At 69.1% G+C, this 26,985-nt stretch carries 25 protein-coding genes; 15 read left to right on the top strand and 10 right to left on the bottom strand.

Annotation, left to right across the window (positions count from 1 at the left end):
• Nucleotides 1-5: 5 nt before the first annotated feature.
• Together ACGHC0_RS17195 and ACGHC0_RS17200 are read right to left on the bottom strand one after the other, a co-directional pair.
• The gene (locus ACGHC0_RS17195) at nt 6-935 is read right to left on the bottom strand and encodes a branched-chain amino acid ABC transporter permease (protein WP_017438186.1); all 930 of its coding nucleotides are present in this window, start codon (nt 933-935) and stop codon (nt 6-8) included.
• A gap of 292 nt (nt 936-1,227) precedes the next feature.
• On the bottom strand, nt 1,228-2,532 hold the full coding sequence (locus ACGHC0_RS17200) for a replication-associated recombination protein A (RefSeq protein ID WP_368352128.1): 1,305 nt from the start codon (nt 2,530-2,532) through the stop codon (nt 1,228-1,230).
• 175 nt (nt 2,533-2,707) lie between these two features.
• Between ACGHC0_RS17200 and ACGHC0_RS17205 the strand changes: the two genes are divergently transcribed.
• Together ACGHC0_RS17205 and ACGHC0_RS17210 are read left to right on the top strand one after the other, a co-directional pair.
• Nucleotides 2,708-3,307, top strand: a complete 600-nt coding sequence (locus ACGHC0_RS17205; protein WP_415266267.1) for a uracil-DNA glycosylase family protein — start codon at nt 2,708-2,710, stop codon at nt 3,305-3,307.
• 190 nt (nt 3,308-3,497) lie between these two features.
• The gene (locus ACGHC0_RS17210; RefSeq protein ID WP_368352130.1) at nt 3,498-3,854 is read left to right on the top strand and encodes a DUF1304 domain-containing protein; all 357 of its coding nucleotides are present in this window, start codon (nt 3,498-3,500) and stop codon (nt 3,852-3,854) included.
• Nucleotides 3,855-3,888: 34 nt separating this feature from the next.
• Here the strand turns inward: ACGHC0_RS17210 and lolA are convergent, their stop codons facing one another.
• Together lolA and ACGHC0_RS17220 are read right to left on the bottom strand one after the other, a co-directional pair.
• Nucleotides 3,889-4,524: an outer membrane lipoprotein chaperone LolA gene (gene lolA / locus ACGHC0_RS17215; RefSeq protein WP_405045300.1), complete on the bottom strand. Its 636-nt coding sequence runs from the start codon at nt 4,522-4,524 to the stop codon at nt 3,889-3,891.
• A 44-nt stretch (nt 4,525-4,568) separates the two neighbouring features.
• Nucleotides 4,569-6,908 (bottom strand): DNA translocase FtsK, encoded by a 2,340-nt coding sequence (locus tag ACGHC0_RS17220; RefSeq protein WP_368352131.1) that lies wholly within the window; start codon nt 6,906-6,908, stop codon nt 4,569-4,571.
• Nucleotides 6,909-7,120: 212 nt separating this feature from the next.
• On the opposite strand from ACGHC0_RS17220, the gene trxB reads away from it, so the two are divergent.
• The 3 genes from trxB (at nt 7,121) to rpmG (ending at nt 8,744) form a co-directional block, all read left to right on the top strand.
• Nucleotides 7,121-8,080: a thioredoxin-disulfide reductase gene (trxB, locus tag ACGHC0_RS17225; RefSeq protein WP_019701444.1), complete on the top strand. Its 960-nt coding sequence runs from the start codon at nt 7,121-7,123 to the stop codon at nt 8,078-8,080.
• A 248-nt stretch (nt 8,081-8,328) separates the two neighbouring features.
• The gene (gene rpmB, locus ACGHC0_RS17230) at nt 8,329-8,562 is read left to right on the top strand and encodes a 50S ribosomal protein L28 (RefSeq protein ID WP_005797187.1); all 234 of its coding nucleotides are present in this window, start codon (nt 8,329-8,331) and stop codon (nt 8,560-8,562) included.
• An 11-nt stretch (nt 8,563-8,573) separates the two neighbouring features.
• Nucleotides 8,574-8,744 carry a 50S ribosomal protein L33 gene (rpmG, locus tag ACGHC0_RS17235; RefSeq protein ID WP_011796484.1) on the top strand — a complete coding sequence of 57 codons (171 nt, stop codon included), beginning with the start codon at nt 8,574-8,576 and terminating at the stop codon, nt 8,742-8,744.
• 73 nt (nt 8,745-8,817) lie between these two features.
• On the opposite strand, the gene ACGHC0_RS17240 is transcribed toward rpmG, so the two are convergent.
• Nucleotides 8,818-10,383: a PLP-dependent aminotransferase family protein gene (locus ACGHC0_RS17240; RefSeq protein WP_415266268.1), complete on the bottom strand. Its 1,566-nt coding sequence runs from the start codon at nt 10,381-10,383 to the stop codon at nt 8,818-8,820.
• Between the two features lie 237 nt (nt 10,384-10,620).
• On the opposite strand from ACGHC0_RS17240, the gene ACGHC0_RS17245 reads away from it, so the two are divergent.
• Nucleotides 10,621-11,097: a hypothetical protein gene (locus tag ACGHC0_RS17245; RefSeq protein ID WP_368352133.1), complete on the top strand. Its 477-nt coding sequence runs from the start codon at nt 10,621-10,623 to the stop codon at nt 11,095-11,097.
• Nucleotides 11,098-11,144: 47 nt separating this feature from the next.
• Here the strand turns inward: ACGHC0_RS17245 and ACGHC0_RS17250 are convergent, their stop codons facing one another.
• On the bottom strand, nt 11,145-12,359 hold the full coding sequence (locus ACGHC0_RS17250; protein WP_415266269.1) for a fatty acid desaturase: 1,215 nt from the start codon (nt 12,357-12,359) through the stop codon (nt 11,145-11,147).
• Nucleotides 12,360-12,496: 137 nt separating this feature from the next.
• Nucleotides 12,497-13,771 (bottom strand): RsmB/NOP family class I SAM-dependent RNA methyltransferase, encoded by a 1,275-nt coding sequence (locus tag ACGHC0_RS17255; RefSeq protein ID WP_415266270.1) that lies wholly within the window; start codon nt 13,769-13,771, stop codon nt 12,497-12,499.
• Between the two features lie 138 nt (nt 13,772-13,909).
• On the opposite strand from ACGHC0_RS17255, the gene ACGHC0_RS17260 reads away from it, so the two are divergent.
• Together ACGHC0_RS17260 and ACGHC0_RS17265 are read left to right on the top strand one after the other, a co-directional pair.
• On the top strand, nt 13,910-15,475 hold the full coding sequence (locus ACGHC0_RS17260; protein WP_368352136.1) for a pectate lyase family protein: 1,566 nt from the start codon (nt 13,910-13,912) through the stop codon (nt 15,473-15,475).
• A gap of 15 nt (nt 15,476-15,490) precedes the next feature.
• Entirely contained in the window at nt 15,491-15,799 is a 309-nt protein-coding gene (locus ACGHC0_RS17265) for a DUF1653 domain-containing protein (protein ID WP_415266271.1), read from the top strand.
• Between the two features lie 29 nt (nt 15,800-15,828).
• Here the strand turns inward: ACGHC0_RS17265 and ACGHC0_RS17270 are convergent, their stop codons facing one another.
• Both ACGHC0_RS17270 and ACGHC0_RS17275 read right to left on the bottom strand, forming a co-directional pair.
• Nucleotides 15,829-17,046, bottom strand: coding sequence for an ATP-binding protein (locus tag ACGHC0_RS17270; protein WP_368352138.1), 1,218 nt, complete (start codon nt 17,044-17,046; stop codon nt 15,829-15,831).
• A 1-nt stretch (nt 17,047) separates the two neighbouring features.
• The gene (locus tag ACGHC0_RS17275; RefSeq protein ID WP_368352139.1) at nt 17,048-17,779 is read right to left on the bottom strand and encodes a response regulator; all 732 of its coding nucleotides are present in this window, start codon (nt 17,777-17,779) and stop codon (nt 17,048-17,050) included.
• A gap of 292 nt (nt 17,780-18,071) precedes the next feature.
• Between ACGHC0_RS17275 and xopAW the strand changes: the two genes are divergently transcribed.
• Complete coding sequence (gene xopAW, locus ACGHC0_RS17280) at nt 18,072-19,109, top strand: XopAW family type III secretion system calcium-binding effector (protein WP_368352140.1); 1,038 nt, start codon at nt 18,072-18,074, stop codon at nt 19,107-19,109.
• A 229-nt stretch (nt 19,110-19,338) separates the two neighbouring features.
• Entirely contained in the window at nt 19,339-19,896 is a 558-nt protein-coding gene (locus tag ACGHC0_RS17285) for a hypothetical protein (protein ID WP_368352141.1), read from the top strand.
• Nucleotides 19,897-19,912: 16 nt separating this feature from the next.
• Here the strand turns inward: ACGHC0_RS17285 and purN are convergent, their stop codons facing one another.
• Complete coding sequence (gene purN / locus ACGHC0_RS17290) at nt 19,913-20,497, bottom strand: phosphoribosylglycinamide formyltransferase (protein ID WP_415266272.1); 585 nt, start codon at nt 20,495-20,497, stop codon at nt 19,913-19,915.
• A 67-nt stretch (nt 20,498-20,564) separates the two neighbouring features.
• On the opposite strand from purN, the gene ACGHC0_RS17295 reads away from it, so the two are divergent.
• The 5 genes from ACGHC0_RS17295 to ACGHC0_RS17315 all read left to right on the top strand — a co-directional run bounded on the left by ACGHC0_RS17295 (nt 20,565) and on the right by ACGHC0_RS17315 (nt 26,927).
• Nucleotides 20,565-21,263 carry a YceH family protein gene (locus tag ACGHC0_RS17295; RefSeq protein ID WP_368352143.1) on the top strand — a complete coding sequence of 233 codons (699 nt, stop codon included), beginning with the start codon at nt 20,565-20,567 and terminating at the stop codon, nt 21,261-21,263.
• A 67-nt stretch (nt 21,264-21,330) separates the two neighbouring features.
• Entirely contained in the window at nt 21,331-22,536 is a 1,206-nt protein-coding gene (locus ACGHC0_RS17300) for an acyl-CoA dehydrogenase family protein (protein WP_288538790.1), read from the top strand.
• Between the two features lie 21 nt (nt 22,537-22,557).
• Nucleotides 22,558-23,673, top strand: a complete 1,116-nt coding sequence (locus ACGHC0_RS17305; RefSeq protein WP_415266273.1) for an acyl-CoA dehydrogenase family protein — start codon at nt 22,558-22,560, stop codon at nt 23,671-23,673.
• Between the two features lie 126 nt (nt 23,674-23,799).
• Complete coding sequence (locus tag ACGHC0_RS17310; protein ID WP_415266274.1) at nt 23,800-25,410, top strand: hypothetical protein; 1,611 nt, start codon at nt 23,800-23,802, stop codon at nt 25,408-25,410.
• Nucleotides 25,411-25,589: 179 nt separating this feature from the next.
• Nucleotides 25,590-26,927 (top strand): glycoside hydrolase family 18 protein, encoded by a 1,338-nt coding sequence (locus tag ACGHC0_RS17315; RefSeq protein WP_415266275.1) that lies wholly within the window; start codon nt 25,590-25,592, stop codon nt 26,925-26,927.
• Nucleotides 26,928-26,985: the final 58 nt, after the last annotated feature.

Consider the following 26,985-nt stretch of genomic DNA (forward strand, 5'->3'; position numbering starts at 1 on the left):
TCTCCTCAGGCACGGTCGGCCACACGCTCGCCCAGCAGGCCCGAGGGGCGCAGCGTGAGGATGATGATCAGCACGATGAAGGCGAAGATGTCGGTGTAGTTGCTGCCCAGCAGGCCGCCCGTGAGGGTGCCGATGTAGCCCGAGCCGATGGCCTCGATGAGCCCCAGCAGGATGCCGCCCACCACCGCGCCGGCCAGATTGCCGATGCCGCCGAACACGGCCGCCGTGAAGGCCTTCAGGCCCGGCAGGAAACCCATGGTGTGCTGGGCGGTGCCGTAGTTGGAGGCGTACATGATGCCGGCGATCGCGGCGAGCACGGCGCCGATGATGAAGGTGGCCGAAATCACCATGTCCGGCTTGACGCCCATCAGGGCGGCGACGCGCGGGTTCTCCGCGGTGGCGCGCATGGCGCGGCCGAGCTTGGTGTAGTTGACCAGGTAGACCAGCGAGGCGAGCGCGATGGCCGTGACGGCCAGGATCAGCACCTGCGTGGAGGTGATCACCGCGCCGCCGATCTGGAACGGCGTGGTCGGCAGCAGCGTGGGATAGGGCTTGTAGTTCGGCTTCCAGATGATCATCGCCAGCGTCTGCAGCAGGATGGACATGCCGATGGCGGTGATCAGGGGGGCGAGGCGGGGGCTGCTGCGCAGCGGACGGTAGGCGACTTTCTCGATGGTGAAGTTGAGCGCGGCGGCGACCACGCAGGCGATGATCGTGGCCAGCAGGAGGATGACCCAGCCCGGCGCGCCCGGCATGGCCTCCTGCATCAGCCCGATGCAGCTCCAACTGGTCAGCGCGCCGATCATGAGCACTTCCCCGTGGGCGAAGTTGATCAACTGAATGATGCCGTACACCATGGTATAGCCCAAGGCTATCAAGGCGTACATGCTGCCGAGGACCAGACCGTTGATGATCTGCTGCAGCAAAATGTCCATAGAAAAAGTCCTTCGTTGATAACGTCCCATCCCGTTATTGGGCCGGGAATCGGTTCAGCCTTTTGGGCCCGATTGCCATGTAGCAAAAAACCCGCCAGGACAGGTGCCACGCGGGTTTGGTGCGGGATTGTAGCCAGATGCCTTGCGGCCGCCTTACCACGGCTGGACGGGGTTTTCCCGGGGATGGCCAGGGCATCAGGAGCCCGCACAAGCCATTAGGTGCGCTGATCCATTCGGGCGCGGACGCGGGGGCAGGACACTTCATCCATCGCCCGCCCCCCGGGCCTTCGACTCACTTCCTGCCGGCTTCTTCGTCCCAGCTTCTGAGCACCGCCAGCTTTTCCGCGATCTTCACCTCGAGGCCCCTGGGCACGGGTTGGTACCAGCCCGGCTCGTCCATGCCGTCGGGAAGGTAGGTTTCCCCGGCAGCGTAGGCATTGGGTTCATCGTGCGCGTACCGGTACTCGTGGCCATAGCCCAGCTCCTTCATAAGCTTAGTGGGTGCGTTGCGCAGGTGGACCGGCACTTCACGGCTCTTGTCCTTCTTCACGAAGGCCCGGGCAGCGTTGTACGCGTTGTAGCCGGCGTTGCTCTTGGCCGCGACCGCCAGGTAGATCACGGCCTGGCCCAGGGCCAGCTCACCTTCCGGGCTTCCCAGCCGCTCATAGGTCAGCGCTGCGTCGTTGGCGATCTGCATGGCCCTCGGATCGGCCAGCCCGATGTCTTCCCACGCCATGCGGACAATGCGCCGCGCCAGATACCTCGCGTCCGCACCGCCGTCCAGCATGCGCGTGAGCCAGTAGAGGGCCGCGTCCGGATGGGAGCCGCGCACCGACTTGTGCAAGGCTGAAATCTGGTCGTAGAAATTGTCCCCGCCCTTGTCGAAACGCCGGCTGTTCAGCGTCAGGGCGTTCTGCAGGAAGTCGGCCGTGATCGCCGTGATCCCCGAAGCCCTGGCGGCCGTGCTGGTCTGCTCCAGCAGGTTCAGGAACCGTCTCGCGTCGCCGTCCGCATAGCCGATGATGGTGTCCGTTGCCAGTTCGTCGAACTGCAGATGGCTGAGGGCCATCTCTTGCGCACGCTTCAAAAGCAGCCGCAGTTCCTCATCCGTCAGGGACTTCAGTACATAGACCTGGGCGCGCGACAGCAGAGCCGAGTTCACCTCGAAGGACGGGTTCTCGGTGGTGGCCCCGATGAAGGTCACCAGGCCGCTTTCCGCATAGGGAAGCAGGGCGTCTTGCTGGGACTTGTTGAACCTGTGGATTTCGTCCACGAACAGGATCGTGTGCCTGCCCATCGCCAGGTTGTGCTGCGCCTGCTCCATGGCCGCGCGGATGTCCTTGACACCGGAGAACACCGCAGACAAGGCGATGAACTCGCACTGGAATGCCGTGGCCGTGAGCCGGGCCAGGGTCGTCTTGCCCACACCTGGCGGCCCCCAGAAGATCATGGAGTGCGGCTTGCCCGACTCGAACGCGAGCCTCAGCGGCTTGCCCTCTCCCAGCAGGTGCGACTGCCCGATCACCTCATCCAGGCTGGCCGGGCGCAGGGCTTCGGCCAGGGGGGCAGCAGGAGGAGCGGAGAACAGATCGGCCATGGCGGTGGAATGCAATGCAGCGAGGGAATGTGGGTTCGGGAAAGGGAAGCCGGCAGGAGCAAACGGGAAAGACGGGCCGCCGCAACCATTATTCCTGCAGGCGGTATCCTGCACCAATCCGGGGACTCCGCGCTGCAGGCCGACGCCGTGGGGCGTCCCCGCACCCTCCCACGACATGCTGCGCCCCCTGCCCGATCTCGCTCCCCTGCTGCGCAGTGTGCGCAGCTGCACTCTCTGCGCAGGCAGCCTGCCCCTCGGGCCGCGCCCCGTGCTGCAGGCCTCCACCGGCGCGCGCATTCTCGTCGCGGGGCAGGCACCGGGCCGCAAGGTGCACGCCAGCGGCATTCCCTTCGACGATGCGAGCGGCGAGCGGCTGCGCGACTGGATGGGGGTGGACCGGAAGACGTTCTACGATCCCGGCCGCATCGCGATCGTCCCCATGGGCTTCTGCTACCCCGGCACCGGCCGCTCGGGCGACCTGCCTCCGCGCCCGGAGTGCGCCGCCACCTGGCGCAAGCCGCTGCTGGACGCGCTGCCCGGCATCCACCTCACCATCGTGCTCGGCGCGCATGCCCTCGCCTGGCACGGGCGCCGCACGCCAGCCCCCGCGTCCCTGACCGACGCGGTGCAGGACTGGCGCCGCGACGCACCGGGCCTGTGGGTGCTGCCGCACCCCAGTCCACGCAACAACGGCTGGCTGAAGCGCCATCCGTGGTTCACCGACGAATTGCTGCCCGCCCTGCGGCAGCGGGTGGCGGAAATGCTCGCGGACTGAGCGGGCCGAGCGCGCGTCCGCTGCGGCAATGCCAGGCATGCAGGCGAAGCCATGCACGGGCATGCGAAGCGACAATCCGCTGCCGGAGGCACGAGTCCGCGAGGTGCCAGGCTGCGTGCCGTACCGCGCGCACAATCCGGCGTCGCGCGCTTGCCCGAGGGCAAGCCCCCCAACATCCGGAGACACATCCATGCATTCCGCTGCCCATGCCGTCGCCGCGCTGATCGCGCTGCTGCACATCTACATCCTCGTTCTGGAGATGTTCCTCTGGGACAAGCCCGCAGGTCTCAAGGCGTTCCGGAACACGCCGGAGCGCGCGGCGGACACGAAGGTGATGGCAGCCAACCAGGGGCTCTACAACGGCTTCCTGGCGGCCGGACTGCTCTGGGGCCTGTGGCTCGGCGGGCCGCACGGGCGGGCCGTGCTGACCTTCTTCCTGCTGTGCGTGCTGGTGGCCGGGCTCTACGGCGCCGCCACGGTGGCCCGCAAGATCCTGTACATCCAGACGGTGCCCGCGGCACTGGGCCTGGCCCTGCTCTGGATCTAGCAGGCAGGCCGGCAGCACCCGGCCCTGCCGGGCATCACTGGCGCACCACGTCCGCGCCCTGCGGGGGCTTGAACTCGAAGGTGGAAGCCGGCAGGGAAGCACTGGACTGGACATTCGCGAAGCGGATCACCGACCGCTGGCCGAAGCTGTCGAGGATGTCCAGGGCCGCGAGCTGCTCGCCCTGGAAGCCCACGCGCACGCTCTTGAGCTGGCCATCCCTGGTCTTCGGGGTGGCCAGCACCCACTGCAGGCCATCCTGGTCCGGAGCGGATTCGAGCGTGAAATCCTTGCGCAGGGCCTGCAGGTCGGGGGCGGAAGCCAGCAGCGCGGCGGGCGTGGTGCCCAGCGCCTGCGCCTGCGCCCGCTGGGTGACCTGGTTCAGGTCGGCGTCATAGAGCCAGAGCGACTTGCCGTCGGCCACGATGGTCTGGGCGAAAGGCTTGGTGTAGGTGAACTTGAAGCGCCCCGGCCTCTGGAACTCGAAGGTGCCGGAGGAGGTCCTGGTGCGCGGTGCCTGGCCGTCCTTCGGAGGCGATGTCACGGTCTGCGTGAAATCCGCGCGCCCGGCCTGGGCGCCCTTCATGAACGACTCCAGGCTCGCCAGGCCATCGGCCCAGGCGCTCTGGGCGCCGACCGCGATCGCGGCGATCGCCAACCACTGTTTCATCATGCTTCGATCCAATCCTTGTCGTCCAGGCTCCGGCATGCCGGCGGTCACTCGCGGTGGGGCACCAGCACCTCGCGCTGCCCGCTCGCGGTGAGCGCGCTCACGAGGCCGGCCTTTTCCATGTCTTCCAGCAGGCGCGCGGAGCGGTTGTAGCCGATGCGCAGCTTGCGCTGCACGTACGAGATGCTGGCCTTGCGGTCCTTGAGGACCACCTCCACCGCCTGGTCGTACATGGGGTCTTTTTCCCCGCCTTCACCCCCCCCGCCGCCTTCGCCGAAGGCGCCATCGTCGCCGTCCACGGTCCCGCCCTCGAGCACGCCCTCGATGTAGTCGGGCTCGCCCTGGCTCTTGAGGTAGCTGACGACCCGGTGCACCTCGTCGTCGGACACGAAGGCGCCATGCACGCGGATGGGCAGCCCGGTGCCGCTGGCCATGTAGAGCATGTCGCCCATGCCCAGCAGCGCCTCGGCGCCCATCTGGTCCAGGATGGTGCGGCTGTCGATCTTCGAGCCCACCGAGAAGGCGATCCGGGTCGGGATGTTGGCCTTGATGAGGCCGGTGATCACATCGACGCTGGGCCGCTGCGTGGCCAGGATGAGGTGGATGCCGGCCGCCCGCGCCTTCTGCGCCAGCCGGGCGATCAGTTCCTCGATCTTCTTGCCCACCACCATCATGAGGTCGGCCAACTCGTCGATGATGACGACGATGTGCGGCAGGCGCTCCAGCGGTTCGGGCTCCTCGGGGGTGAGGCTGAAGGGGTTGTAGATGAATTCCTCGCGCGCCTTGGCCTCGTCGATCTTGGTGTTGTAGCCCGCGAGGTTGCGCACGCCCAGTTTGGACATGAGCTTGTAGCGGCGCTCCATCTCGGCCACGCACCAGTTGAGGCCGTGCGCGGCCTGCTTCATGTCGGTGACCACGGGCGCGAGCAGGTGCGGGATGCCCTCGTAGACCGACATTTCCAGCATCTTGGGGTCGATCATCAGCAGGCGCACGTCGCGCGCCTCGGCCTTGTAGAGCAGCGAGAGGATCATCGCGTTGATCCCCACCGACTTGCCCGAACCCGTGGTGCCGGCCACGAGCACGTGCGGCATCTTGGCGAGGTCGGCCACCACCGGATTGCCCACGATGTCCTTGCCCAGGCCCATGGTGAGCAGGCTCTTGGCCTCGTGGTAGATCTGGGAGCCCAGGATCTCGGAAAGGCGGATCGACTGGCGCTTGGCATTGGGCAGTTCCAGCGCCATGTAGTTCTTGCCGGGGATGGTCTCGATCACGCGGATGGACACCAGCGACAGCGAGCGGGCCAGGTCCTTGGCGAGGTTCACGATCTGCGAACCCTTCACGCCGGTGGCAGGCTCGATCTCGTAGCGGGTAATCACCGGCCCGGGCATGGCCGCCACGACACGCACCTCGACGCCGAAGTCCTTGAGCTTCTTCTCGATGAGGCGGCTGGTCATCTCCAGCGTCTCGGGCGCCACCGTTTCCTGCCGCGCCTGGGCGCCATCGAGCAGGTCCACCTGCGGCAGGCGGCTGTCGGGCATTTCGGTGAAGAGGGGCTTCTGCCGCTCCTTCACCACGCGCGCGCTCGGGGGTGCGTCCGCCATGAGCACGGGCTCGATGATCTGCACGGGCTGCGGATGGTGCTCCTGGATCTCGTGGCGCTCTTCCTGCACCACTTCCTCGCGCTCGCGGGCGGCGCGCTTGCCGGCCGCGACATCGCGGGCCTTCTCGCGGCTCGCCCTGCCGAACTGGACCAGCCCGTCGATGCGGCCGCCCAGCCGTTCGGCCAGCTGGCCCCAGGAGAAGCGGAACACCAGCGCGGCGCCCGCAACGACCGCGATCACGGCCACCAGGCCCGAGCCGGTGAAGCCCAGCCACTTCACGCCGGCGGGGCCGGTGATATAGCCGAGCACGCCGCCGGCATGCCCGGGCAGCAGCGGCTCCAGCCGATAGAGGCGCGACCACTCCAGGGCCGTGCTCGCGCACAGCAGCAGCGCGAGGCCGCTCCAGAACATCAGCCGCCGCGCCAGCGGGCTCTGCCCGGGGGTCGCGGACTCTCCGCCGCGCATCCAGCGCGCGAGAGAGGCAATCCAGGCGCGCACGCCCGCGGCCACGCACCACCACACGGAAAAACCGAGGGCGAAATAACTGCTGTCGGCCAGCCAGGCGCCCAGGCGCCCGGCCCAGTTCGCCATGAGCCGGCTGTCGTGCGCGCCGGAGGTGGACCATGCGGCGTCCTGCGCCGAATAGCTGGCCAGGGCCAGCAGCCAGAAAACCAGGGCCAGCAGCCCGACCACCAGGCCGATCTCGTGGCCGAAGCGCGCCGCCATGCTGCGTGGCGCCGATCTGCCCCCGGCAGAAGCATTGAGGGTGTTGAGGGAATACGTCATAGGTCGAAGAGCGCGGCAAGCTTACCCGATGCCCTGCTCGGCGGTCAGGAGCGCAGGGGCCCTGCCCACCCCTGGCGCCGTCCGGGATTCCAACTGTTTCCTACAATCGCGGCGATTGAAAACCCCGTCCCCTCGCGGGCCGGCCCCGGGTGGATACTCGGGCAGCCGGCCGCATCTGGGGAAAGTCCCGGCACAAACTCTTACTTTTCACCATGTCCACTACGCAACACGCCAAAGTCATGATCCTGGGTTCCGGCCCCGCCGGCTACACGGCCGCCGTGTACGCCGCCCGCGCCAACCTGAACCCGGTGCTGATCACCGGCATCGCGCAGGGCGGCCAGCTCATGACGACGACGGAGGTGGACAACTGGCCCGCCGACGTGAACGGCGTGCAGGGTCCGGAACTGATGCAGCGCTTCCTGGAGCATGCCGAGCGCTTCAAGACGCAGGTGGTGTTCGACCACATCAACCAGGTGGACCTGTCCAGGCGCCCGTTCACGCTCACCGGCGACAGCGGCACCTACACCTGCGATTCGCTCATCATCGCCACGGGCGCCTCTGCCAAGTACCTGGGACTGCCATCCGAAGAGGCGTTCATGGGCCGCGGCGTGTCCGGCTGCGCGACCTGCGACGGTTTCTTCTACCGCGAGCAGGACGTGTGCGTGGTGGGCGGCGGCAATACCGCCGTGGAAGAGGCCCTCTACCTCTCCAACATCGCCCGCAAGGTGACGCTGGTGCACCGCCGCGACAAGTTCAAGGCCGAGCCCATCCTGGTGGACAAGCTCAACGAGAAGGTGGCCGCCGGCAAGATCGAGCTGAAGGTATTCCATACGCTCGACGAGGTGCTGGGCAACGACGGCGGCGTGACGGGCATCCGCATCAAGAGCACGCTGGACGGCAGCACGCAGGACATCGCGCTGCAGGGCTGCTTCATCGCGATCGGCCACGCGCCCAACACCGGCATCTTCGAGGGCCAGCTGACGCTGGAGAACGGCTACATCGTCACGCAGGGCGGGCTCAAGGGCTTCGCCACGCAGACCAGCGTGCCCGGCGTGTTCGCGGCAGGCGACGTGCAGGACCATGTCTATCGCCAGGCCATCACCAGCGCCGGAACGGGCTGCATGGCCGCCCTCGACGCGCAGCGTTTCCTGGAGCAGGAAGGCGTGATCTGACGCGCGCCCGGCCCGTCCGCGGTGCGGAAGCCGCGCGGGCTGGACACCTTTTTGAAGGCCGCGCTATAATGCGCGGCTTTGCTGCATATTGCGCACCGCTTTTTTAAGTGGTCCGCTGCCACGCAGCAGATACCAACCGGGTTACCGCCACCCTATCTGGCGAGGTGAGGCCGCACGGACAGGCTCTGCAATTCCCAAGCGGAGCGTGCATGTCCTGCGGCTGTATTTGAAAAAATCGGAGTGTCCTCATGGCACGCGTCTGCGACGTCACGGGCAAGAAGCCCATGGTCGGGAACAACGTTTCCCACGCCAACAACAAAACCAAGCGCCGGTTCCTGCCGAACCTGCAATACCGCCGTTTCTGGGTCGAGAGCGAAAACCGCTGGGTGCGCCTGCGTGTTTCCAGCGCCGCCCTGCGTCTGATCGACAAGAACGGCATCGATTCCGTGCTCGCCGACCTGCGTGCACGTGGCCAGGCTTAAGGAGTAGCACCATGGCAACCAAAGGCGGACGCGACAAGATCAAGCTGGAATCCACCGCAGGAACCGGCCACTTCTACACCACCACCAAGAACAAGAAGACGATGCCCGAGAAGATGTCGATCATCAAGTTCGACCCCAAGGCTCGCAAGCACGTCGAGTACAAGGAAATGAAGCTGAAGTAAGGCGCCAGCCTCTTGCAGCGATTTCCCGAGAAGGCCGCCCCACCGAGGGCGGCTTTTCTTTTTCCAGGCCGCCTCAGGCCGCGGCGGCCCGGCGGCGCTCTTCCCGCAGCGGCGCGCGGCCAGCCTCCTGCAGGGCGTCGCACTGGCCGGCCAGCAACTCGCCCAGTACCCGGTAGCCCTCTTCCACCGCCGGCGTGAATGGCATGCCGCAGCTGAGCCGCAAAAAACGTTCATAGCGGCCGGTATTGGAGAACATGGGCCCGGGCGCCACGCGGATGCCGCGCGCCAGGGCATCGTCGTAGAGCCGCGTGGAGGACAGGCCCGCGGGCAATTCCAGCCACAGGCTGATGCCGCCGGGCGGCAGGCTCAGGCGTGTTCCCGCGGGGAAGTACCGGGCCACCGCGCGCGCCGACTGCTCGCGCTGCTCCTTCAGCGACGCCCGCATGCGGCGCAGGTGGCGGTCGTAGGCGGGCGAGCCCACGGTGCGGGCGGCGAGCAGTTGCGACCAAGTCTGCATGTTGCGCGTGCGGGCGAACTTGAGCATCTGCACGCGCGCGTTCCAGCGCCCCGCACTCATCCATCCCTGGCGCAGCCCGGGAGCGAAGCTCTTGCTGAGGGAAGCGCAGTAGATCACCTGCCCTGCGTCGCCCGGGCGATCCCAGGCCTTGGCGGGCCGCATCGGCTGGGCGGACTCGACGAACTCGCGGTAGATGTCGTCCTCGATGAGGGCGAGGCCGTGCTCCACGCACAGCGCGACAAGGCGTTCCTTGTGGGCATCGGGCATGACGCTGCCCTGGGGCATCTGCAGGTGCGGCACCACCACCACTGCCTTGAGGCGCGGTTCGTTGCGGGCCGCGAGCTCCAGTGCCTCGATCGATATGCCGGTGTGGGGACTGCAGGGAATCTCGAGCGCGCGCAGGCCGCGCACCTCGATGGCCTGCAGGATGCCGAAGAAGGTGGGCGATTCGACCGCGATCACGTCGCCGGGCTCGGCCACTGCATCGAGGGCGAGGTTGACGGCCTCCGAGTTGCCATGCGTGGCGCCGATGCCCTCGGGCGCGAGGCTCAGGCCGAAGCTCAGTGCGTGGTGCGCCATGGCCCGCTGGAATTCCGGATGCGTGGAAGGCGCCGACGGGCTGTACACGAGGATGTCGGGCTGCTCGCGCAGCAGCCGGATCGCGAGGCGGTTGAGCGCCTCGGCATCGAACAGCGCGGGCGCCGGCATGGCGCTGCCCAGGTCCAGCGCCAGGGGCGCGCGGCGGGCCTTTTCGAGGAAGGTGGAGATGCGCTCGTTGATGCCGGCGAACACATGCGGGTCCGGTGCGAGCGGCTCGTGCAGCTCCGGCTCGCGGGCGGCGGGCAGCGAGGACACGCGGCCGGGAACGGAGGCGAAGTACCCCACCCGCTCGCGGGCCTGGGCGAAGCCTTCGGCTTCGAGGTGCCGCAACACCTGCAGGGCAGTGGTGAGGCTCACGCCGTGCCGCTGGCACAGCTCCCGGACGGAGGGCAGGCGCTGGCCAGGCTGCAGGCTGCCTGCCGTGATGGCCTGTGTGTACAGGCCCGCGATCTGCCGGTAGCGCGGCTGGGAGGCGGCCTGCGCGGCGGGCGGCTGGGGAAATTCGGCGACGGAATCGTGCATGGCGAAGGCGCCTCGGCGGAAGCGAAACGGGAACATGGCCGTGGAAGGCCGATCCGGCCATCATGCCGCGGGCCTGGGCGGCCGCACAGATACAGACAGGCCACGCCCACACCATAACAGAGACAGAAAAACCCGCGCTGTTCCCCTCTGCAAGCGGACACCCTGTGCCTGTTTTCGAATCAGGGTTCTCCCTAGGATGAAGCCCTGTCCCGATGCATTCCGCTCCAAGGAGAAACCATGCCGCATATCACCCGCCCCACCCCCGCCGCCCTTGCGGCAGGCTGTTCCAGCCCCGCGGCCTCGCCGCTGTCCGTGCAGCCCGGCCAGAAGCTGCTGGTGTGCCTGCCGCCCGGCGCATCGCTGGTGGTGGAGAGCGGCCGGCTTGCCCTGCGTTCCGGCCCGGTCGTCTGGGGCCAGGTGGTGGCGTCCCAGGTGGACCTGGGCCACCTGGAAGCCGGGCAGTGCCGGGAAGGTTCGCCGGCTTGCGGGCCGGAGTGGATGGAGGTGTCGAATCCGGGGCATGCCACGGCGCATGCCGTGCTGCTGGAGCCGGCGCCGGCGCTTTCGCCGCTGGGCGCCGTGCTCCGGGCCGGCGTGGCGGGACTGGCCGGGGCCACGACCGCGGCGCGGGCGCTGCTGGCGGCCGCCGCCGCGGCATGGGGCGGGTCGCGCCGCAGAGCGGCAGCCGGCCCGCGCGCCACTACGGCGCGATAGATCCGCCAGCCGGGGCCGCGACGGCCGTGCCGGGACGGGCTTGGGCGTCAGGCCTGCGCGGCACGCAGCCTCAGGGAGAATTCGCGCAGCGCGGCGACGCCGCTCTCCTCGGCGCGGCGGCACCACGCCTGCAGGTCGGCCGTCAGCTGCTCGCGCGACTGCGAGGTGTTCAGCCAGAGCTGGCGCAGTTCCTCGCGCATGGTGACCATGGTGTCGAGCACCGGGTGGGCCTCGCGGGCGCGGGCAAGCTGCTCCCGGGCGCGTGCGGGCACCTTTTCGGCATCGCGGTGCAGCCAGCGGCGCGCAGCGCGCAGTACGGACACGTCCGCCTTGCGGGCCTTGAGGGCGGCGATCTCCTGGCGGCAGGCGCGGCGCACGCCGCGCGCATAGCCGGCCATGACCTCGTAACGGTTGGCGATCAGGGCCTCCAGGGTCTTCTCGTCGGCCACCGGCTTGACGGCGCCCAGGCGCAGCTTGGGCGGCACCTTCCTGACGGTGGCCCAGCCCACGCGGCGCATCAGGCTGATGTAGAGCCAGCCCACGTCGAACTCGTAGGGCTTGACCGAGAACTTCGCCGAGGTGGGATAGGTGTGGTGGTTGTTGTGCAGTTCCTCGCCACCGATCACGAGCCCCCACGGCACGAGGTTGGTGCTGGCGTCCTGCGCCTCGAAGTTGCGGTAGCCCCAGAAGTGGCCGATGCCGTTGACCACGCCTGCGGCCCAGAACGGGATCCAGAGCATCTGCACGGCCCAGACGGTGGCGCCGATGGCGCCGAACAGCAGCAGGTCGATCACCAGCATCAGGCCCACGCCCTGCCATGCGAAGCGGCTGTAGAGGTTGCGCTCGATCCAGTCGTCGGGCGTGCCGTGGCCGAACTTGGCCAGGGTCTCGGCATTGCCCGCTTCGGAGCGGTAGAGCTCCGCGCCGCGCCACATCACCGTGTCCAGGCCGCGGGTCTGGGGGCTGTGGGGGTCGTCGACGGTCTCGCACTTGGCGTGGTGCTTGCGATGGACGGCCACCCATTCCTTCGTGACCATGCCCGTGCCCACCCACAGCCAGAAGCGGAAGAAATGCGACGGCACGGCGCCGAGGTCCACCGAGCGGTGCGCCTGGGCGCGGTGCAGGAAGATCGTCACGGCGGCGATCGTGATGTGCGTGGTCACGAGCGTGTAGAGGACGATCTCCCACCAGGACAGGTCCAGCAGGCCATTGGCCATCCAGGCAAGGATGGCATCGAAGACGGCCCGGTCGGGAAGGTGCATGGGAAGCCTTTGAGAAAAGCGGACGGAAAATTGCCCGATGAAGGGCACTTCATTGATTTTAGAAGCCGATATGCCCGGGAAGTTGCACAAGACCGCGCCATGCGCGGTGTTTTCATCGGCGGACCGGCCGGGGGAAATCAGCCTTTCCGGGTCCATACCGCGGCGAAGAAGCCGTCGGTGTGGTGCAGATGGGGCCACAGGCGCAAATAGCCAGTGCCGCTGGCGCCCCCGCTGCACAGTCCGGCGGCGCCCTCGACCTTGAGTTGCTCGAGCAGCGCGCCCACGTCTTCCGCCACGAAGTCGGAATGTGCCGCACTGAAGGCTTCCGCGATACCCTCGTTTTCCTCGGGGAGGATGCTGCAGGTGGCGTACACCAGGCGTCCGCCCGGCTTGAGCAGGCGCGAGGCGCTCTGCAGGATGGCGGTCTGCTTGGCCACCAGTTCCTGGATGGCGTGGGGGGACTGCCGCCATTTCAGGTCCGGGTTGCGGCGCAGGGTGCCCAGGCCGGAGCACGGTGCGTCCACCAGCACGCGGTCGATCTTGCCGGCCAGGCGCTTGATGCGCTCGTCGCGCTCGTGCGCGATGGCGGCAGGATGCACGTTGGAGAGGCCGCTGCGGGCCAGCCGCGGCTTGAGCGCGTCGAGCCGGTGGGCGGAGACGTCGAAGGCGTAGAGCCGCCCGGTGCTGCGCATGGCCGCACCGATGGCGAGCGTCTTGCCGCCGGCGCCGGCGCAGAAGTCCACCACCATTTCGCCGCGGCGGGGCTGCAGCAGCAGGGCGAGGAGCTGCGAGCCTTCGTCCTGCACCTCGACTGCGCCGCGCGCGAACGCATCGACCTTGGTGAGCGCCGGCTTGCCGTCCACGCGCAGGCCCCAGGGGGAGTACGGCGTGGGCACTGCAGGAATGCCGGCCTTGGCCAGTTCCTTCTGCACGTCGGCGCGCCTGGCGTTCAGGTCGTTGACGCGCAGGTCGAGCGGCGCCGGCTGGGCGAGGCTGTCCGCCAGGGCCCAGAAGCCTTCGCCCACCTGGCGCCGGAGCGGCTGCACGAGCCAGTCGGGCAGGTTGTGGCGGTGCGGCTCCAGCAGGTCGGACGGCGGCACGGCGTCGCACTGGTCGAGCCAGTTCTTCTCGGTGTCGGAGAGCGCGCTCTTGAGGAAGTCGCGCGGGCCGTGGAAGCCCAGGATGGCGAGGCGCCGCTCGCGCGGGCCCGAGCCGGAGCGCGCCAGCTGCTCGAACAGCAGCTTCTTGCGCAGGACGGTGTAGGCGGTTTCGGCGAGGGTGGCGCGTTCGCGCGGACCGAGGGAGCGGTGGTCCCGGAAATAGCGGGACACGACGGCATCGGCGGGGTGTTCGAATTGAAGGGTGAGCCTGACGAGTTCCGCGCAGGCATCCAGAAGGGCTTTCGGGTGCATGGGCCGATTGTCCCATCCATGCGTGCCAGGCGCGCCGCTGTTACGGAATGCAATGCGCTGCAAAAGAAAACCGCATGCGTTTTTCCGGCGCGCCGGGCACTGCCGGGATTAGATTGGGCGCATATGCACCATGCACCCATGCGACGACTGCGCGCGACCCCGCTGCTTCCGACACGCCGGGCGCTGCGCCTGGCAGCCGCCGCCACGGCGGCCGCAGCGCTGGTGTGCGCCTGCGGCGGTGAGAGTGTGGCCGCGCAGGCTGCGGCGGCGCCCGCAGGCAGCATCGACTCTCTGGGCGCGACGGGCTGGGCCTCCCATGGCACGCCGACCACCGGGGGACAGGGCGCCGCGGCAGAAAGGACCTACACGGTGAGGAACCGCAACGAACTCGTCCAGGCGCTCTACGGCAACACCGCCGTGATCGCACCGGACGGTTCGGTGCAGGGGACGCCGGACAAGGCGCCCAAGGTCATCCGCATCCAGGGCACCATCGACCTGAACGTGGACGGCCAGCTGCGCCCTTACACGCCGGACCGCTACGTGGCGGGCTCCTGTGCATCGTCGGTGCACGGCTATGCATCCCAGGCCAGCCTCTGGTCGGACTACCTCGCGGCCTACCGCCCGGGCGTCTGGGGCAATGCGCGAACGGTGAGCGGCAAGCCGGAAGACGCGCGGGCCTGCGCGGCGGAACTGCAAAGGCGCGTCGTGACGATCGGCGTGCCGGACAACACGTCCCTGCTGGGCATCGGCACGGACGCGAGGATCCTGCACGGCAACCTCCTGCTGGGCATGCCGGATGCGCCGGTCGCCAACATCGTGATCCGCAACATCGCTTTCGAAGACGCATTCGACGACTTCCCCCAATGGGACCCGACGGACTCCTCCGACGGCCGATGGAACTCGGAGTACGACCTCATTTCCGTCGCCCATGCCAGCCACGTGTGGATCGACCACAACACCTTCAGCGACGGCGACCGCCACGACCATGCCTTCCCTTCCGTGTGGCACGAGACGGTGCACGGCACGGACTACAGCGGCAGCGATTTCAAGGTGCAGCACCATGACGGCCTCGTGGACGTCACCCGGCACGGCAACTACGTCACCCTGTCGAACAACCATTTCCATGACCACGACAAGGCATTCCTGATCGGCGGCACCGATGTGCCCGGCGCGGACAGCGGCAATCCGCGCATGCTGAAGGTGACGTTCCACGGCAACTATTTCCAGAACCTGCGGCAGCGCCAGGCCCGGGTCCGCTACGGGATGGTGCACCTCTACAACAACTACTACGAGAGCACGCGGGACACCTCGGCCGACTATCCCTGGCTCGCCGGCATCACGCTGGGCCAGAGCGGCAAGGTGCATGCGGAGAACAACGTGGTGGCGCTCGCCAGCCCGGACCGGCCCGCGCGGCATGCCGACGTGGCAAACGCCCGGATCTCGGCGGCACGGATGCAGGATTGCGCGGCGCTGTTTTCCGCCAGCGAGTGCGCCTCCACGTTCTACGACAGCGGCACGGTGCTCAACGGGCAGCCTGTGGACCTCACGGCCACCGTGCGCTGGTCATCGGCCCTGGTGACTGCTCCCGCATGGAAGCCGTCGGACTTCTACGGCTACGTGCTGGAAGATACCGCGGGACTGGCGGCGCGCGTCATCGCCCGTGCGGGAGCGGGCCAGCTCGAAAGCTCCGCAGCGCGACGCTGACCCGGGCTCCGGGGAATGCCCGGGCGGGTGCGGGCCGGCGCACAATCCGGCGATGCACAGTCCCTCCCACCCGACGGCGAACTGCCTCCGCTGCAGCCCACTCCTCCCGGCCTCTACCGGCATTACAAAGGCATGCTCTACGAAGTGATCGGCACCGCGCGGCACAGCGAAACGCTCGAGCCGATGACCGTGTACCGGGCGCTCTACGGCGACCGGGGGCTGTGGGTGCGGCCCGCGGCCATGTTCGCGGAGACGGTGCAGATCGACGGACAGCCTCGCCCCCGGTTCGAGCGCGTCGGGAACGCGGAGGCCCTGGCGGGCTGAACCGCGCGGGTTCCGCCTGCAGCGGCGCGTCAGGCAGGCGCGCGCCCGGGGGCTGCAGGGTCGTCCGGGCGCGGCAGGACCACGGTCGCCCGCAGTCCTCCGCCAAGGGCATTGGACAGCAACAGGCTGCCCCCATGGCGCTGCACGATGTCGCTGGCGATCGACAGGCCCAGGCCGGCGCCCCCGGAATGGCGGTTGCGCGAGGTCTCGACGCGATAGAAGGGCTGGACCACCTTGCCCAGTTCGTCCGGCGGCAGGCCGGGTCCATGGTCCCGCACATGGATGCGCAATGCATCGGCCGCGTCCTCCAGGGCGATCTCTGCGCTGCCACCGTAACGCACCGCGTTGCCCACGAGGTTGTCCAGGCAACGCCTGAGCGCGCCGGCGCGCGCGGGCAGCGGGCGGGCGATGCCGGAGCAACGCACTTCGTGGCCGCAGGCCTGCTCGTCGTCCACGAGGCTCTCGACGAGGGCCTGCACGTCCAGCAGCGCCAGCGGCTCCGCGCCCGCCACGCCCCGCAGGTGGTCGAGCGTGGCCGCGATCATGGCGTCCATCTCGGCGATGTCGCGAACGAAGGCGGTGCGCTCGGCGTCCTGCTCGAGCGACTCGGCCCGCAGGCGCAGGCGCGTCAGGGGCGTGCGCAGGTCGTGCGAGACGGCCGCGACGAAACGGTCGCGCTCATCCAGCTGGCGGCGGATGCGCGCCTGCATCAGGTTGAACACCCGGCTGGCCTCCCGGCATTCGGCCGTGCCATCCTCGGGCAGCGGCGGGCGATGGATATCCGTCCCGAGCTGCCGCGCCGCCGTGGCGAGCCGGTGCAGCGGACGCGCCAGCCAGCGCGCCCCCCACCAGGCCGCGAGCATCAGTGCCGCCAGGCGGATGCCGATATCCAGCAGCAGGCCCGGATGCCACCAATCCGGAGGATGCGGGGCATGGTGCGGAAGCGGTGGCTCCACGCCGCCCTGCCCGCCGACCGTGGTTCCGGGAGCCCCCTGCCGCGCACCGCTTGGCCCATCGGCTGGAGGCGGCCCGTGGCGGGGGCCTGGCCCCGGTCCGGGCCGCAACTCGAACATCAGCGTCAACGCCAGCACGTGGCTGGCGAGCACCGCCACGAAAAGCAACAGCGCCAGCCGGCCAAACAGGGTGTCGGGCAGGCAGCGGGCGGCGGTCGTGCGCCAGCCGGGGGGCCGCGGGGACGGCGGAATGGGTGCCGCTTTCGCGGGCGCTTCCGGCACGGCGGCGGCCATGTCAGGCCCGGGCCGCCAGGCCCTGCACGGTCTGGATGTCGAACAGATAGCCGGAGCCGCGCACGGTCTTGATCAGCGCCGGCGCGCGCGGATCGTCGGACAGCTTGCTCCTCAGCCGGGAGACGAGCAGGTCGATGCTGCGCTCGAAGGACTCCATGGCACGTCCCCGGGCGTGCTCCATCAATTGGTCGCGGCTGCATACGCGCCGCGGCATGCGCAGGAAGGTGCAGAGCAGGCGGTACTCGGCATTGGACAGCGGCACGGTCAGGCCTGCGGGCGACACCAGGTGCCGCTCCACGCTGTGCAGCGACCAGCCGTCGAAGCGCACCACGTCGGCCGCCGGCGGCACGCTCCCGGATTCCCGGAAGGCGGGCGCGGCGCGGCGCAGCACGCTGTGAATGCGCGCCACGAGTTCGCGGGGCTCGAACGGCTTGGTCATGTAGTCGTCCGCACCCAACTCCAGCCCCAGAACGCGGTCGTAGGCGTCGGCGCGGGCCGTGAGCATGATGATGGGTACGCCGGAGCGTGCTCTCAGTTCGCGCGCGAGTGTCATCCCGTCCGTTCCGGGCAGCATCAGGTCGAGCACCACGAGGTCCATGGGCTGCGCGGCCATGCAGGCGCGCATGGCCGCGGCATCGCGTGCCGCATGGGCCGTGTAGCCGAAACGGCCGAGGTACTGGGTCAGCAGCGCGGTGATGTCGTCGTCGTCGTCGACCACGAGGATGTGTTGCATGGCGCGGGGACGGAAAGCGTGGAGGGAAAGCCGCCGGATGTCCGCAGAGTGTATGCAGCGCGCGCCCGCCTCCAGGCCGCGAACAGGCCGGGCTTCACCCCGCTGTTCGGGCCTTGCGCCCGTCCCATGTACCAATGCCGGTACAAACGGGACAAAACGCCGTTACCGACGACGCCAAGAATCCTGGGCAGGCCTGAGAAGCGCCCGGCACCGCGGCCCACGCGACCTCCCCTGAGGAGGCGCCCGGGCTGCCGGAGCCTCCATCCACCCAGGAAGAAAGGAAGGAACGACGATGACGACCATCAGCAGTGTCGGCGGCAGCGCGTGGTCCTCCGCGGCAGCCATGCAGCGGACCCAGCAGCGCAGGGGACCGTCGCCCGAGGATATCCTGTCGAAGCTCGACAGCGACGGCAACGGCAGCGTGAGCGGCACGGAATTGCAGGGATTGCTCGACAAGGTGGCGAAGAAAGGCGGGGCCGACGGGACGGCGGCGGACGCCAGCGACCTCGTGTCACGCTATGACAGCGATGGCGATGGCAATCTGAATGCACAGGAACTGGGAAAGACCCTGGAGAGCCTGATGCCGCAGCGCTCCACCATGGACTTCGCGCAGGCGCGCGGCGCGGGTGCGGGCCAGGCGGGCGACGACCTGTTCGGCAAGGTGGATGCGGACGGCGACGGCAGCGTCAGCCAGGCCGAACTGCAGTCGCTGGTGGCGAAAATGTCCGGTGCGTCGGACGGCAGCACTTCCGCCACGGACGCGGAAAGCACCGAGCTGTTCAAGAAGCTCGATAGCGACGGCGATGGCCAGCTGTCCGAGGCGGAATTCGATGCCGGCCGGCCGTCGGACCAGGGTGGTCCGCGGGTTGCGGGCGGCATGCCGCCACCGCCCGGGGGCGCCGGCGGGCCGGGCGGGCCTGGTGGCCCGGCAGGTGCGGGGTCCACCTCGGCCACTTCGGACAGCACCACCTACGACCCGCTGGACACCAACGAGGACGGCACGGTCTCCGCGGCAGAACGCGCAGCAGGCGCGGCCAGCGGCAAGGATGCGGTCACTGCGCTGTTCAATGCCATCGATACCGATGGCGACAAGACGCTGAGCAGCAGCGAGGCGCAGAGCTTCATCACGCAACTTGCCAGCCAATATGCCGCAGCGTCCTCCCCCGCGAACACCAGCGGCAGTTCCGGCACGGCGTCGGATGCAGCGACCGGAGACGGCCGGCGGCTGGACCTCGCGCGGCTGGCGGACATGGCACGGCAGCGGTACGAGGCCGCCGCAGCGGGCTGGGCTGGCAGCGGCCGATCCAGCGCCGTGAACGCCACCGCCTGACGCCAGCGGAGCACATGCGATCGCCGTCCCTCCGCAGTGCTGCGAAGCCCGTCACTGGACGAGCTGCGGAGGCCGGCCCCCTGCGATCCCGCCGGAAAGCTGCCTGCGTGCGGCCGCGGCGCAGTCCTGTCGAGGGCCGCCGCACCCGTCCTACAGCCCCATCGCCGTCGCCTGCATAAGGTTGCCCCCATGGTGCGCCGCACGGCGCCTGGACACGAGGAACTTCACCATGGACCATCTTCTGCAAGGCATGTTCGGCGAGAGATCGCTGGCCAAGGTGGCCGGGATCTTCGGCGACAAGCCCCCCGCCGAGGCCCTGGTCGGCCGGCTGCTGCGGCTGCCGGACATGCGGCCGGGCCAGGTCCGGCTGCTGGGGCCGCAGGATGCGCGGGCTTCGCGACGCGATCTGTTCGGTCGCAAGCCGGAGCCCGAGCAGTCCGGCATTTTCCGGACGCTGCTACGCTCCCATCTTCCGGCCGGCCTGGCCGGCGCGGTGGCGGGGCTGCTGTTTTATGAATGGCTGCTGCGCTCGGGCCACCCGATGGTGGCGGGGAACCCGCTGCCGGCCTTCATCGGGACCGTGGGTTTCGCCATCGTCCTCGGCCTGCTGTTGGGCCGTCTGGCACCGTTGCGCCCGGACCATGCGCGGCTCATCAGCCAGGTGCGCTCCGCCCTGCGGGCAGGGCACTGGGCCGTGGTGGTTCACCCGGCGGACTCCTGCCAGGCCCAGCTCGCCACGGACCTGCTGGAAGGCAGCAGCCCCGGGAAGATCGTCTCGACGCTCTGACGCGGCGCTGGCGCCCTTACCGGCGATCCAGCAGCAACTGCAGCACGGCCGGCGCGTAGATCGCGTGCTCCTGCGCCAGCACACGCTCGGCCAGGCGCTCGGCCGTATCTCCCGGCAGCACCGGCACCACGCCCTGGGCCAGGATCGGCCCTGCGTCCAGTTCGGGGGTGACGAGGTGCACGGACGCCCCGGCCACCTTGCAGCCCGCGTCGATGGCGCGCTGGTGGGTGTGCAGGCCGGGAAAGGCCGGCAGCAGCGAAGGATGGATGTTGACCAGCCGCCCTGCGTAATGCGCCACGAAACCTGGCGTGAGGATGCGCATGAAGCCGGCCAGCACCACCAGCGCGGGATCGTGCGCGTCGATCCGCTGCGCGAGCGTTGCATCGAAGGCCTCGCGCGAAGCGTGGGCCCGGTGGTCCACGGCGTCCGTGGCGATGCCCTGCTCCCGCGCCCAGGCGAGGCCGGGCGCATCGGCCTTGTTGCTCAGCACGGCTGCCACCCGCACGCCGTGGCGGCCTGCCCAGTCCTGCATCCGGGCCGTCCGCACGATGGCCGCCATGTTGGAGCCCCCGCCCGAGATCAAAATCACGATGTTCTTCATGGGGCGCGGATTATCGCCGCGTCCGTTCCTCCTCCACGCTTGCCGCGGTGCCACCCGCCTTCTTTCCATGCCCTTCGATCCCCGCCTCCAGCCCCTGACCGCCGCCGAAGCCCGCGTGCTCGGCACCCTGATGGAAAAGGCCCGCACGGTGCCCGACAGCTATCCGCTCACCCTGAACGCCGTGGTGACCGGCTGCAACCAGAAATCGAGCCGCGACCCGGTGACCACGCTGTCCGACGCCGAAGTGCAGGAAGCGCTGGACAGCCTGCGCCGCCGCGCGATGGTGGTGGAGATCGGCGGCCAGCGCACCACCCGCTGGGAACACAACTTCACGCGCGCAGCGGGCGTTCCCGACCAGTCCGCGGCCCTGCTCGGCCTGCTGATGCTGCGGGGCCCGCAGACGGCGGGCGAATTGCGCATCAACGCCGAGCGCTGGCACCGCTTCGCGGACATCTCATCGGTCGAGGCGTTCCTGGACGAGCTGCAGTCGCGCAGCGAGGAAAAAGGCGGTCCGCTGGTGGCACTGCTGCCGCGCGCACCGGGCGCCCGCGAGTCGCGCTGGACGCACCTGCTCTGCGGCCCTTTGAGCGCCGCCGACATGGCCGCGCAGGCGGCCCAGGCTGCAGCCCCTGCATCTTCCGCCCGGACGGCCGATCCGGCGCTGGCCGAGCGTGTCGCGGCCCTGGAGGCCGAGGTGGCGGCGCTGCGCGGATCGCTCACGGCCCTGTGCGAACAGCTCGGGGTGTCGCTCCCCGGACAGCCATAAAAAGCACGACCGTGCTACAAATTGCGATATCGCGCCGGCCACGCCGGCGCCTACACGGAGACAACGCATGGACCTTGCTTTCACCCCCGAAGAACAGGCCTTCCGCGAAGAGATTCGCGCGTGGGTCCGCGAGCACCTGCCGGCCGAGACCGCGCACAAGGTGCACAACGCGCTGCGCCTGACGCGCGACGACCTGCAGGGCTGGGCGAAGATCCTCGGCAAGAAGGGCTGGCTGGGTTTCGGCTGGCCGAAGCAGTTCGGCGGCCCCGGCTGGACGGCCGTGCAGAAGCACCTGTTCGAGGAAGAGTGCGCACTGGCCGGTGCACCGCGCATCGTGCCGTTCGGCCCGGTGATGGTGGCGCCGGTCATCATGGCCTTCGGCTCGCCCGAGCAGCAGCAGCGTTTCCTGCCCGGCATCGCGAGCGGCGAGGTGTGGTGGAGCCAGGGCTACAGCGAGCCGGGCTCGGGCTCGGACCTGGCCAGCCTCAAGACGCGCGCCGAGCGCCGCGGCGACAAGTACATCGTCAACGGCCAGAAGACCTGGACCACGCTGGGCCAGTACGGCGACTGGATGTTCAACCTCGTGCGCACCAGCACGGAAGGCAAGCCGCAGACCGGCATCAGCTTCCTGCTGCTGGACATGAAGTCGCCTGGCGTCACGGTGCGGCCGATCAAGCTGCTGGACGGCGAGTGCGAGGTCAACGAGGTGTTCTTCGACAACGTCGAGGTGCCCGCCGAGAACCTGATCGGCGAAGAGAACAAGGGCTGGACCTACGCCAAGCACCTGCTCAGCCACGAACGCACCAACATCGCCGACGTGAACCGCAGCAAGCGCGAGCTGGAACGCCTCAAGCGCATCGCGAAGACCGAGGGCGTGTGGGACGACCTGCGCTTCCGCGACCAGATCGCGCTGCTGGAGGTGGACATCGTGGCGCTGGAGATGCTGGTGCTGCGCGTGCTGTCTGCCGAGAAGTCGGGCAAGAACTCGCTGGACATCGCAGGCCTGCTCAAGATCAAGGGCAGCGAAATCCAGCAGCGCTATGCCGAACTGATGATGCTGGCCGCCGGCCCTTACGCCCTGCCCTTCATCGAAGAGGCCATGGAAGCGGGCTGGCAGGGCGATGCGGCGATGGGCGCGCTGGGGGGCTTCCCGGGCGGCACGGTGGCGAATGCGCCGCTGGCATCGACGTACTTCAACCTGCGCAAGACGACCATCTACGGGGGGAGCAACGAAGTCCAACGCAACATCGTCGCTCAGACGGTGCTGGGCTGATATCGGCTTTTGGAGACAACCATGGATTTCGATTTTTCTGAAGACCAGCAATCGTTGCGCGATGCGGTGCGGCGCTGGGTGGACAAGGGCTATGCGTTCGAGCGGCGCCGCTCCATCGTGGCGGCAGGTGGGTTCGATCGTGCGTCGTATGGCGAGCTGGCGGAACTGGGCCTGACGGCGCTGACGGTGCCGGAGGCGCACGACGGGCTGGGCCAGGGTGCGGTGGATGCGATGGTGGCGATGGAGGAACTGGGGCGCGGCATCGTGCTGGAGCCGCTGGCGCAGACGTTCGTGGCCAGCGGGGTGCTGGCGCAGTGCGCGCCCGAGGCGGTGCAGGCCGCGTGGCTGCCGCGCATCGCGAGTGGCGAGGCACTGGTGGTGCTGGCGCACCAGGAGCGCAAGGCACGCTACCGGCTGGACGTGTGCGAGGCCCAGGCCACCGGTTCGGGCGACAGCGCCACGGTGACCGGTGCCAAGAGCCTCGTGCCCGCGGGCGACCAGGCCGATGCGTTCCTGGTGCCTGCGCAACACCAGGGCCGCATGGTCCTCTTCCTCGTCGAGCGCGGCGCGCAGGGCGTGGCCACGCGCGGCTACGTGACGCAGGACGGCAGCCGCGCGGCGGAGGTCCAGTTCGACAATGCACCGGCCACGCTGGTCGCGGAGGACGGGCTGGCGGCACTCGAGCTCGCGGTGGACATCGGCATCGCATCTGCGTGCGCCGAGGCCGTGGGCGTGATGGACCAGACCGTGGCCCTGACCGTGGACTACATGAACCAGCGCAAGCAGTTCGGCGTGCCGATCGCGAGCTTCCAGGCACTGCGGCACCGCGTGGCCGACATGAAGATGCAGCTGGAACTGGCCCGCTCGATGAGCTATTACGCCAGCCTGAAGATCGGAGCCCCCGCCGATGAGCGCCGCCGCGCCCTGTCGCGCGCCAAGGTGCAGCTCGGGCAGTCGATGCGCTTCGTGGGCCAGCAGTCCGTGCAGCTGCACGGCGGCATCGGCGTGACCGACGAATACATCGGCAGCCACTACTTCAAGAAGCTCACGCAGCTGGAGATGACCTGGGGCGACACGCTGCACCACCTGGGCGAGGTGTCGGCGCGCATGCAGGACACGGCGGGCGTGTTCGCCTGACGGGAGCGGCAACGCGACCGCCTGCGCGCGGTAACACGAACCCCGCGACGGAGGGGTAGGCAAGGTGGACACTCTGTGGTCAAGTGCGCGGTTCATCCGACACGTCACTTGCCCCGAGGGAGTCCCATGCATCACACGCCATCACCATCCCGCCGCCCATCCGCATCCGCCCTGCTGCTGGGTGGCGTCATCGCCGCCTGCGCCGCACCCGCCTGGGCCCAGACGGCCGAACCCGAGCCCGGCATGTGGAGCTTCGACGGCGAACTGGATGGCCGGCCGGGCCGCAGCCTGCACATCGACACCCAGGCCGGCCGCACCATGGCCGTGTCCTACCTGGGGTACCGCGCCGACGGCTCGTCGTTCTTCCTGCAGGCCGCGGGCACCCGGCCCAATACCTCTTCCACCTTCGACGGCACGCTGAGCGAGTTCCGCAACGGCCCAGTGATCGGCGGCGGCGCCGGCCAGGGCGAGACCGCAGCCACCGCGGGCCCCGTGAAGATCGTCTTCGACACGCCCACCACGGGCACCGTCACGCTGCCGGGCGACGTGCCGCGGCGCATTTCACGCTACCAGTACGAAGATCCTACTGTTCGGCTCACGCGCGACTCCATCGCCGGCGACACGTTCTCCGCATTGACGCAGAGCCGGAGAACACCGCATTGGATCGACGTGAAACTGCAGGACGGCCAGTTCTCCATGAAGACCACCACCAGCGCGGAGCGACTCGACTCCTGCACCTACACCGGTAACGTCCAGCCCGCGGGCTCGGGCGTGTCTTCCGAAGGAACGTACCTGTGCACGTCCCGCGACGGGGCGCAGGAGACAGGCGCTTACCGCGCAGAGCATTTCATGATGCAGGCCGATGGCATATTCCGGGGGACCTTGTGGCGCGACGGCGCATCCACCGACCTGTTCGGCTACTGCATGGGGGGCGCCCGTTTCATGGACTGGCCCGGGCTGTGCGCCACGTCATGGAACCAGCCGCAGCCGCAGCCGGAACCCGGCATCTGGGGCTTCGAGGGCGAGGTGAACGGCCGGCCCGGGCGCAGCCTGCAGATCGACACGCAGCAGGGGCGGGCCATGGTGGTGACCTACGTGGGTTATCGGCCCGACGGTTCCTCGCTCTTCCTGCAGGCCGGGGGCGTCCGGGCCGAGGGCGACACGGCCTTCACCGGCAACCTGCAGGAATACCGCAACGGGCCCGTGCTGGGCGGCGGTACCCGCAGCGGCGAGCAGGCCGCCGACCTGGGCGCTATGCGCATCACCTTCGACTCGACCACCACCGGCACCGTCACCCTGCCCGGCGACACGCCCCGGCGCATCGTGCGGCTCCAGTACGAGGATCTCACGGCGCGGTTCAACCAGACCTACCGCATACGGTACGCCGAGGGCTCTACATTGGGGGGCGCACCGTCCCTGCAGCTCAAGTTCCAGGCCCGCGACGGGCAGTTCCAGATGGTCCAGAACGGCGGGGACGGCACCCAGGGCTGCACCTACACCGGCAGCTACCGGTTCGCCGGCCGCAGCCTCGTCAGCCCTTCCGGAACTTACGTGTGCGACGGCTCCGGAGAAACGGGCACCTACAGCAACTACCAGTTCGAAGTGGATGCCGGCGGGCACATCGTTTTCTACAAATCCCCGCGCCAGATCTATGGCGGCGGCTTCTGCGTCCGGCGGACTGAAGCAGGCGGTTTCCGGCCCTGCAGCACCGAAGAGCTGAACACGCCGGCCTCCTGACGGGAACTGCAGCCACGGCGCGGGCCGGGCTGCGCATGCCACGCGGTGCGATACCCCGCCGTGCCGGGCACGGCGGCATCCCAAAGCGACACCCTCAGCATTGCATGCATGGCGCTGCATTGACGCGACGCCTCCCCGGGCCGAGAGTGCGGTGCCCTGCACACCGAGGAACACCGCATATGAGGACACCCTGGACCCGCACCCTGGGCATCGCCTGCCTGGCCATCCTGGCCGCCCCTGCCTGGAGCGGCACGGCGGCACCGGACGCCTCCTCCCGGCCGGCCCCAGCCCTTTCGGCCAACGCCGCGACGCCCGCACGCGAAGTGGTGGGCTACTTCACCTCCTGGGGCATCTATGCCCGCGGCTACACCGCGAAGAGCCTGGCCACCCAGGGCGCCCTGCCCCGCATCACCACCCTGAACTATGCGTTCGGCGGCGTGGCGCCCGCCAGCGCGGATGGGAGCGGCCCGGTGGGCTGCCGGCTCGGCGATGCGTGGGCCGACGTGGAGCGGCCCTGGACGGCCGAGGAAAGCGTGGACGGCACGGCGGTGGACGGCAGCCAGCCGCTGCGCGGCAACTTCCAGCAGCTGCGCGCGCTCAAGCGCCTGCAGCCCGGGCTGAAGCTGCTGGTCTCGCTGGGGGGATGGAACGGGTCGAAGTGGTTCTCCGACGCGGCCCTCACGCCCGCGTCGCGCAGCGCGTTCGTGAAGTCGTGCGTCGATCTCTTCATCCGTGGCCGCACCGGCGGGGAAACCGAAGGGGACGGCCCGGCAGCGGGCGTGTTCGACGGCATCGACATCGACTGGGAGCACGTCGCCGCCGAGGCCGCACCGGGCAACATCGTGCGGCCGGAGGATACGGCGAACTTCACGCTGCTCCTGCAGGAGTTCCGCCGGCAGCTCGACGCGATCGACCCGGCGCTGCGCCTGACCATCGCAGCACCCGCGGGACCGCAGAACAGCGCGAAGATCGAACTCGCGGCCGTGGCGAAGACGGTGGATTTCATCAACCTGATGGCCTACGACCTCCACGTTTCCTCGGAGCGCCGCACCAACCACCAGGCCGCGCTCGCCCCCAGCCCGCGCGATCCCGACCGGGCAAAGGATCTCTCGGTGGTGGAAGCCGTCGGCCGGTACCTGCAGGCGGGCGTGCCGCGCAGCAAGCTCGTGGTCGGCGCACCGCTGTACTCGCAGGGCTGGAGCGGCGTGAACCCGGCCGGCAACGGCCTCTATCAGCCGGCCGCGGGCCCCGCGCAGGGCACCTACGAGGCCGGCGTGGACGATTTCAAGACCGTGCGCGCCAAGCCCGGTTTCACGCGCCACCGGGACGCGTGGTCGCGCGCGGCCTGGCTCTTCGACGGCAGCACGTTCTGGACCTTCGACGACGAACAGGTCGTGCGCGAGAAGGCACGCATCGTGCGGGCCACGGGCCTGCGCGGCATGATGTTCTGGGAACTTTCCGGCGATGGCGGCGAGCTGGTGCGCGCGGCCGGAGAGGAGCTGTCCACGGGCCGCTGAAACCCGCGGGACGCGCCGTGGAAGGCGAATCCGGGATAATCCCGTGATTCCCTGCAGC

This window comes from Acidovorax sacchari (assembly GCF_042847045.1).
In the GTDB taxonomy this organism is placed as follows: domain Bacteria; phylum Pseudomonadota; class Gammaproteobacteria; order Burkholderiales; family Burkholderiaceae_C; genus Paracidovorax; species Paracidovorax sacchari.

Bases quoted from the DNA above. Each gene is read 5' to 3' on its own strand.
- ACGHC0_RS17195 (WP_017438186.1), bottom strand. From the start codon at position 935: ATGGACATTTTGCTGCAGCAGATCATCAACGGTCTGGTCCTCGGCAGC.
- ACGHC0_RS17200 (WP_368352128.1), bottom strand. From the start codon at position 2,532: ATGGCCGATCTGTTCTCCGCTCCTCCTGCTGCCCCCCTGGCCGAAGCC.
- ACGHC0_RS17205 (WP_415266267.1), top strand. From the start codon at position 2,708: ATGCTGCGCCCCCTGCCCGATCTCGCTCCCCTGCTGCGCAGTGTGCGC.
- ACGHC0_RS17210 (WP_368352130.1), top strand. From the start codon at position 3,498: ATGCATTCCGCTGCCCATGCCGTCGCCGCGCTGATCGCGCTGCTGCAC.
- lolA (WP_405045300.1), bottom strand. From the start codon at position 4,524: ATGATGAAACAGTGGTTGGCGATCGCCGCGATCGCGGTCGGCGCCCAG.
- ACGHC0_RS17220 (WP_368352131.1), bottom strand. From the start codon at position 6,908: ATGACGTATTCCCTCAACACCCTCAATGCTTCTGCCGGGGGCAGATCG.
- trxB (WP_019701444.1), top strand. From the start codon at position 7,121: ATGTCCACTACGCAACACGCCAAAGTCATGATCCTGGGTTCCGGCCCC.
- rpmB (WP_005797187.1), top strand. From the start codon at position 8,329: ATGGCACGCGTCTGCGACGTCACGGGCAAGAAGCCCATGGTCGGGAAC.
- rpmG (WP_011796484.1), top strand. From the start codon at position 8,574: ATGGCAACCAAAGGCGGACGCGACAAGATCAAGCTGGAATCCACCGCA.
- ACGHC0_RS17240 (WP_415266268.1), bottom strand. From the start codon at position 10,383: ATGCACGATTCCGTCGCCGAATTTCCCCAGCCGCCCGCCGCGCAGGCC.
- ACGHC0_RS17245 (WP_368352133.1), top strand. From the start codon at position 10,621: ATGCCGCATATCACCCGCCCCACCCCCGCCGCCCTTGCGGCAGGCTGT.
- ACGHC0_RS17250 (WP_415266269.1), bottom strand. From the start codon at position 12,359: ATGCACCTTCCCGACCGGGCCGTCTTCGATGCCATCCTTGCCTGGATG.
- ACGHC0_RS17255 (WP_415266270.1), bottom strand. From the start codon at position 13,771: ATGCACCCGAAAGCCCTTCTGGATGCCTGCGCGGAACTCGTCAGGCTC.
- ACGHC0_RS17260 (WP_368352136.1), top strand. From the start codon at position 13,910: ATGCGACGACTGCGCGCGACCCCGCTGCTTCCGACACGCCGGGCGCTG.
- ACGHC0_RS17265 (WP_415266271.1), top strand. From the start codon at position 15,491: ATGCCCGGGCGGGTGCGGGCCGGCGCACAATCCGGCGATGCACAGTCC.
- ACGHC0_RS17270 (WP_368352138.1), bottom strand. From the start codon at position 17,046: ATGGCCGCCGCCGTGCCGGAAGCGCCCGCGAAAGCGGCACCCATTCCG.
- ACGHC0_RS17275 (WP_368352139.1), bottom strand. From the start codon at position 17,779: ATGCAACACATCCTCGTGGTCGACGACGACGACGACATCACCGCGCTG.
- xopAW (WP_368352140.1), top strand. From the start codon at position 18,072: ATGACGACCATCAGCAGTGTCGGCGGCAGCGCGTGGTCCTCCGCGGCA.
- ACGHC0_RS17285 (WP_368352141.1), top strand. From the start codon at position 19,339: ATGGACCATCTTCTGCAAGGCATGTTCGGCGAGAGATCGCTGGCCAAG.
- purN (WP_415266272.1), bottom strand. From the start codon at position 20,497: ATGAAGAACATCGTGATTTTGATCTCGGGCGGGGGCTCCAACATGGCG.
- ACGHC0_RS17295 (WP_368352143.1), top strand. From the start codon at position 20,565: ATGCCCTTCGATCCCCGCCTCCAGCCCCTGACCGCCGCCGAAGCCCGC.
- ACGHC0_RS17300 (WP_288538790.1), top strand. From the start codon at position 21,331: ATGGACCTTGCTTTCACCCCCGAAGAACAGGCCTTCCGCGAAGAGATT.
- ACGHC0_RS17305 (WP_415266273.1), top strand. From the start codon at position 22,558: ATGGATTTCGATTTTTCTGAAGACCAGCAATCGTTGCGCGATGCGGTG.
- ACGHC0_RS17310 (WP_415266274.1), top strand. From the start codon at position 23,800: ATGCATCACACGCCATCACCATCCCGCCGCCCATCCGCATCCGCCCTG.
- ACGHC0_RS17315 (WP_415266275.1), top strand. From the start codon at position 25,590: ATGAGGACACCCTGGACCCGCACCCTGGGCATCGCCTGCCTGGCCATC.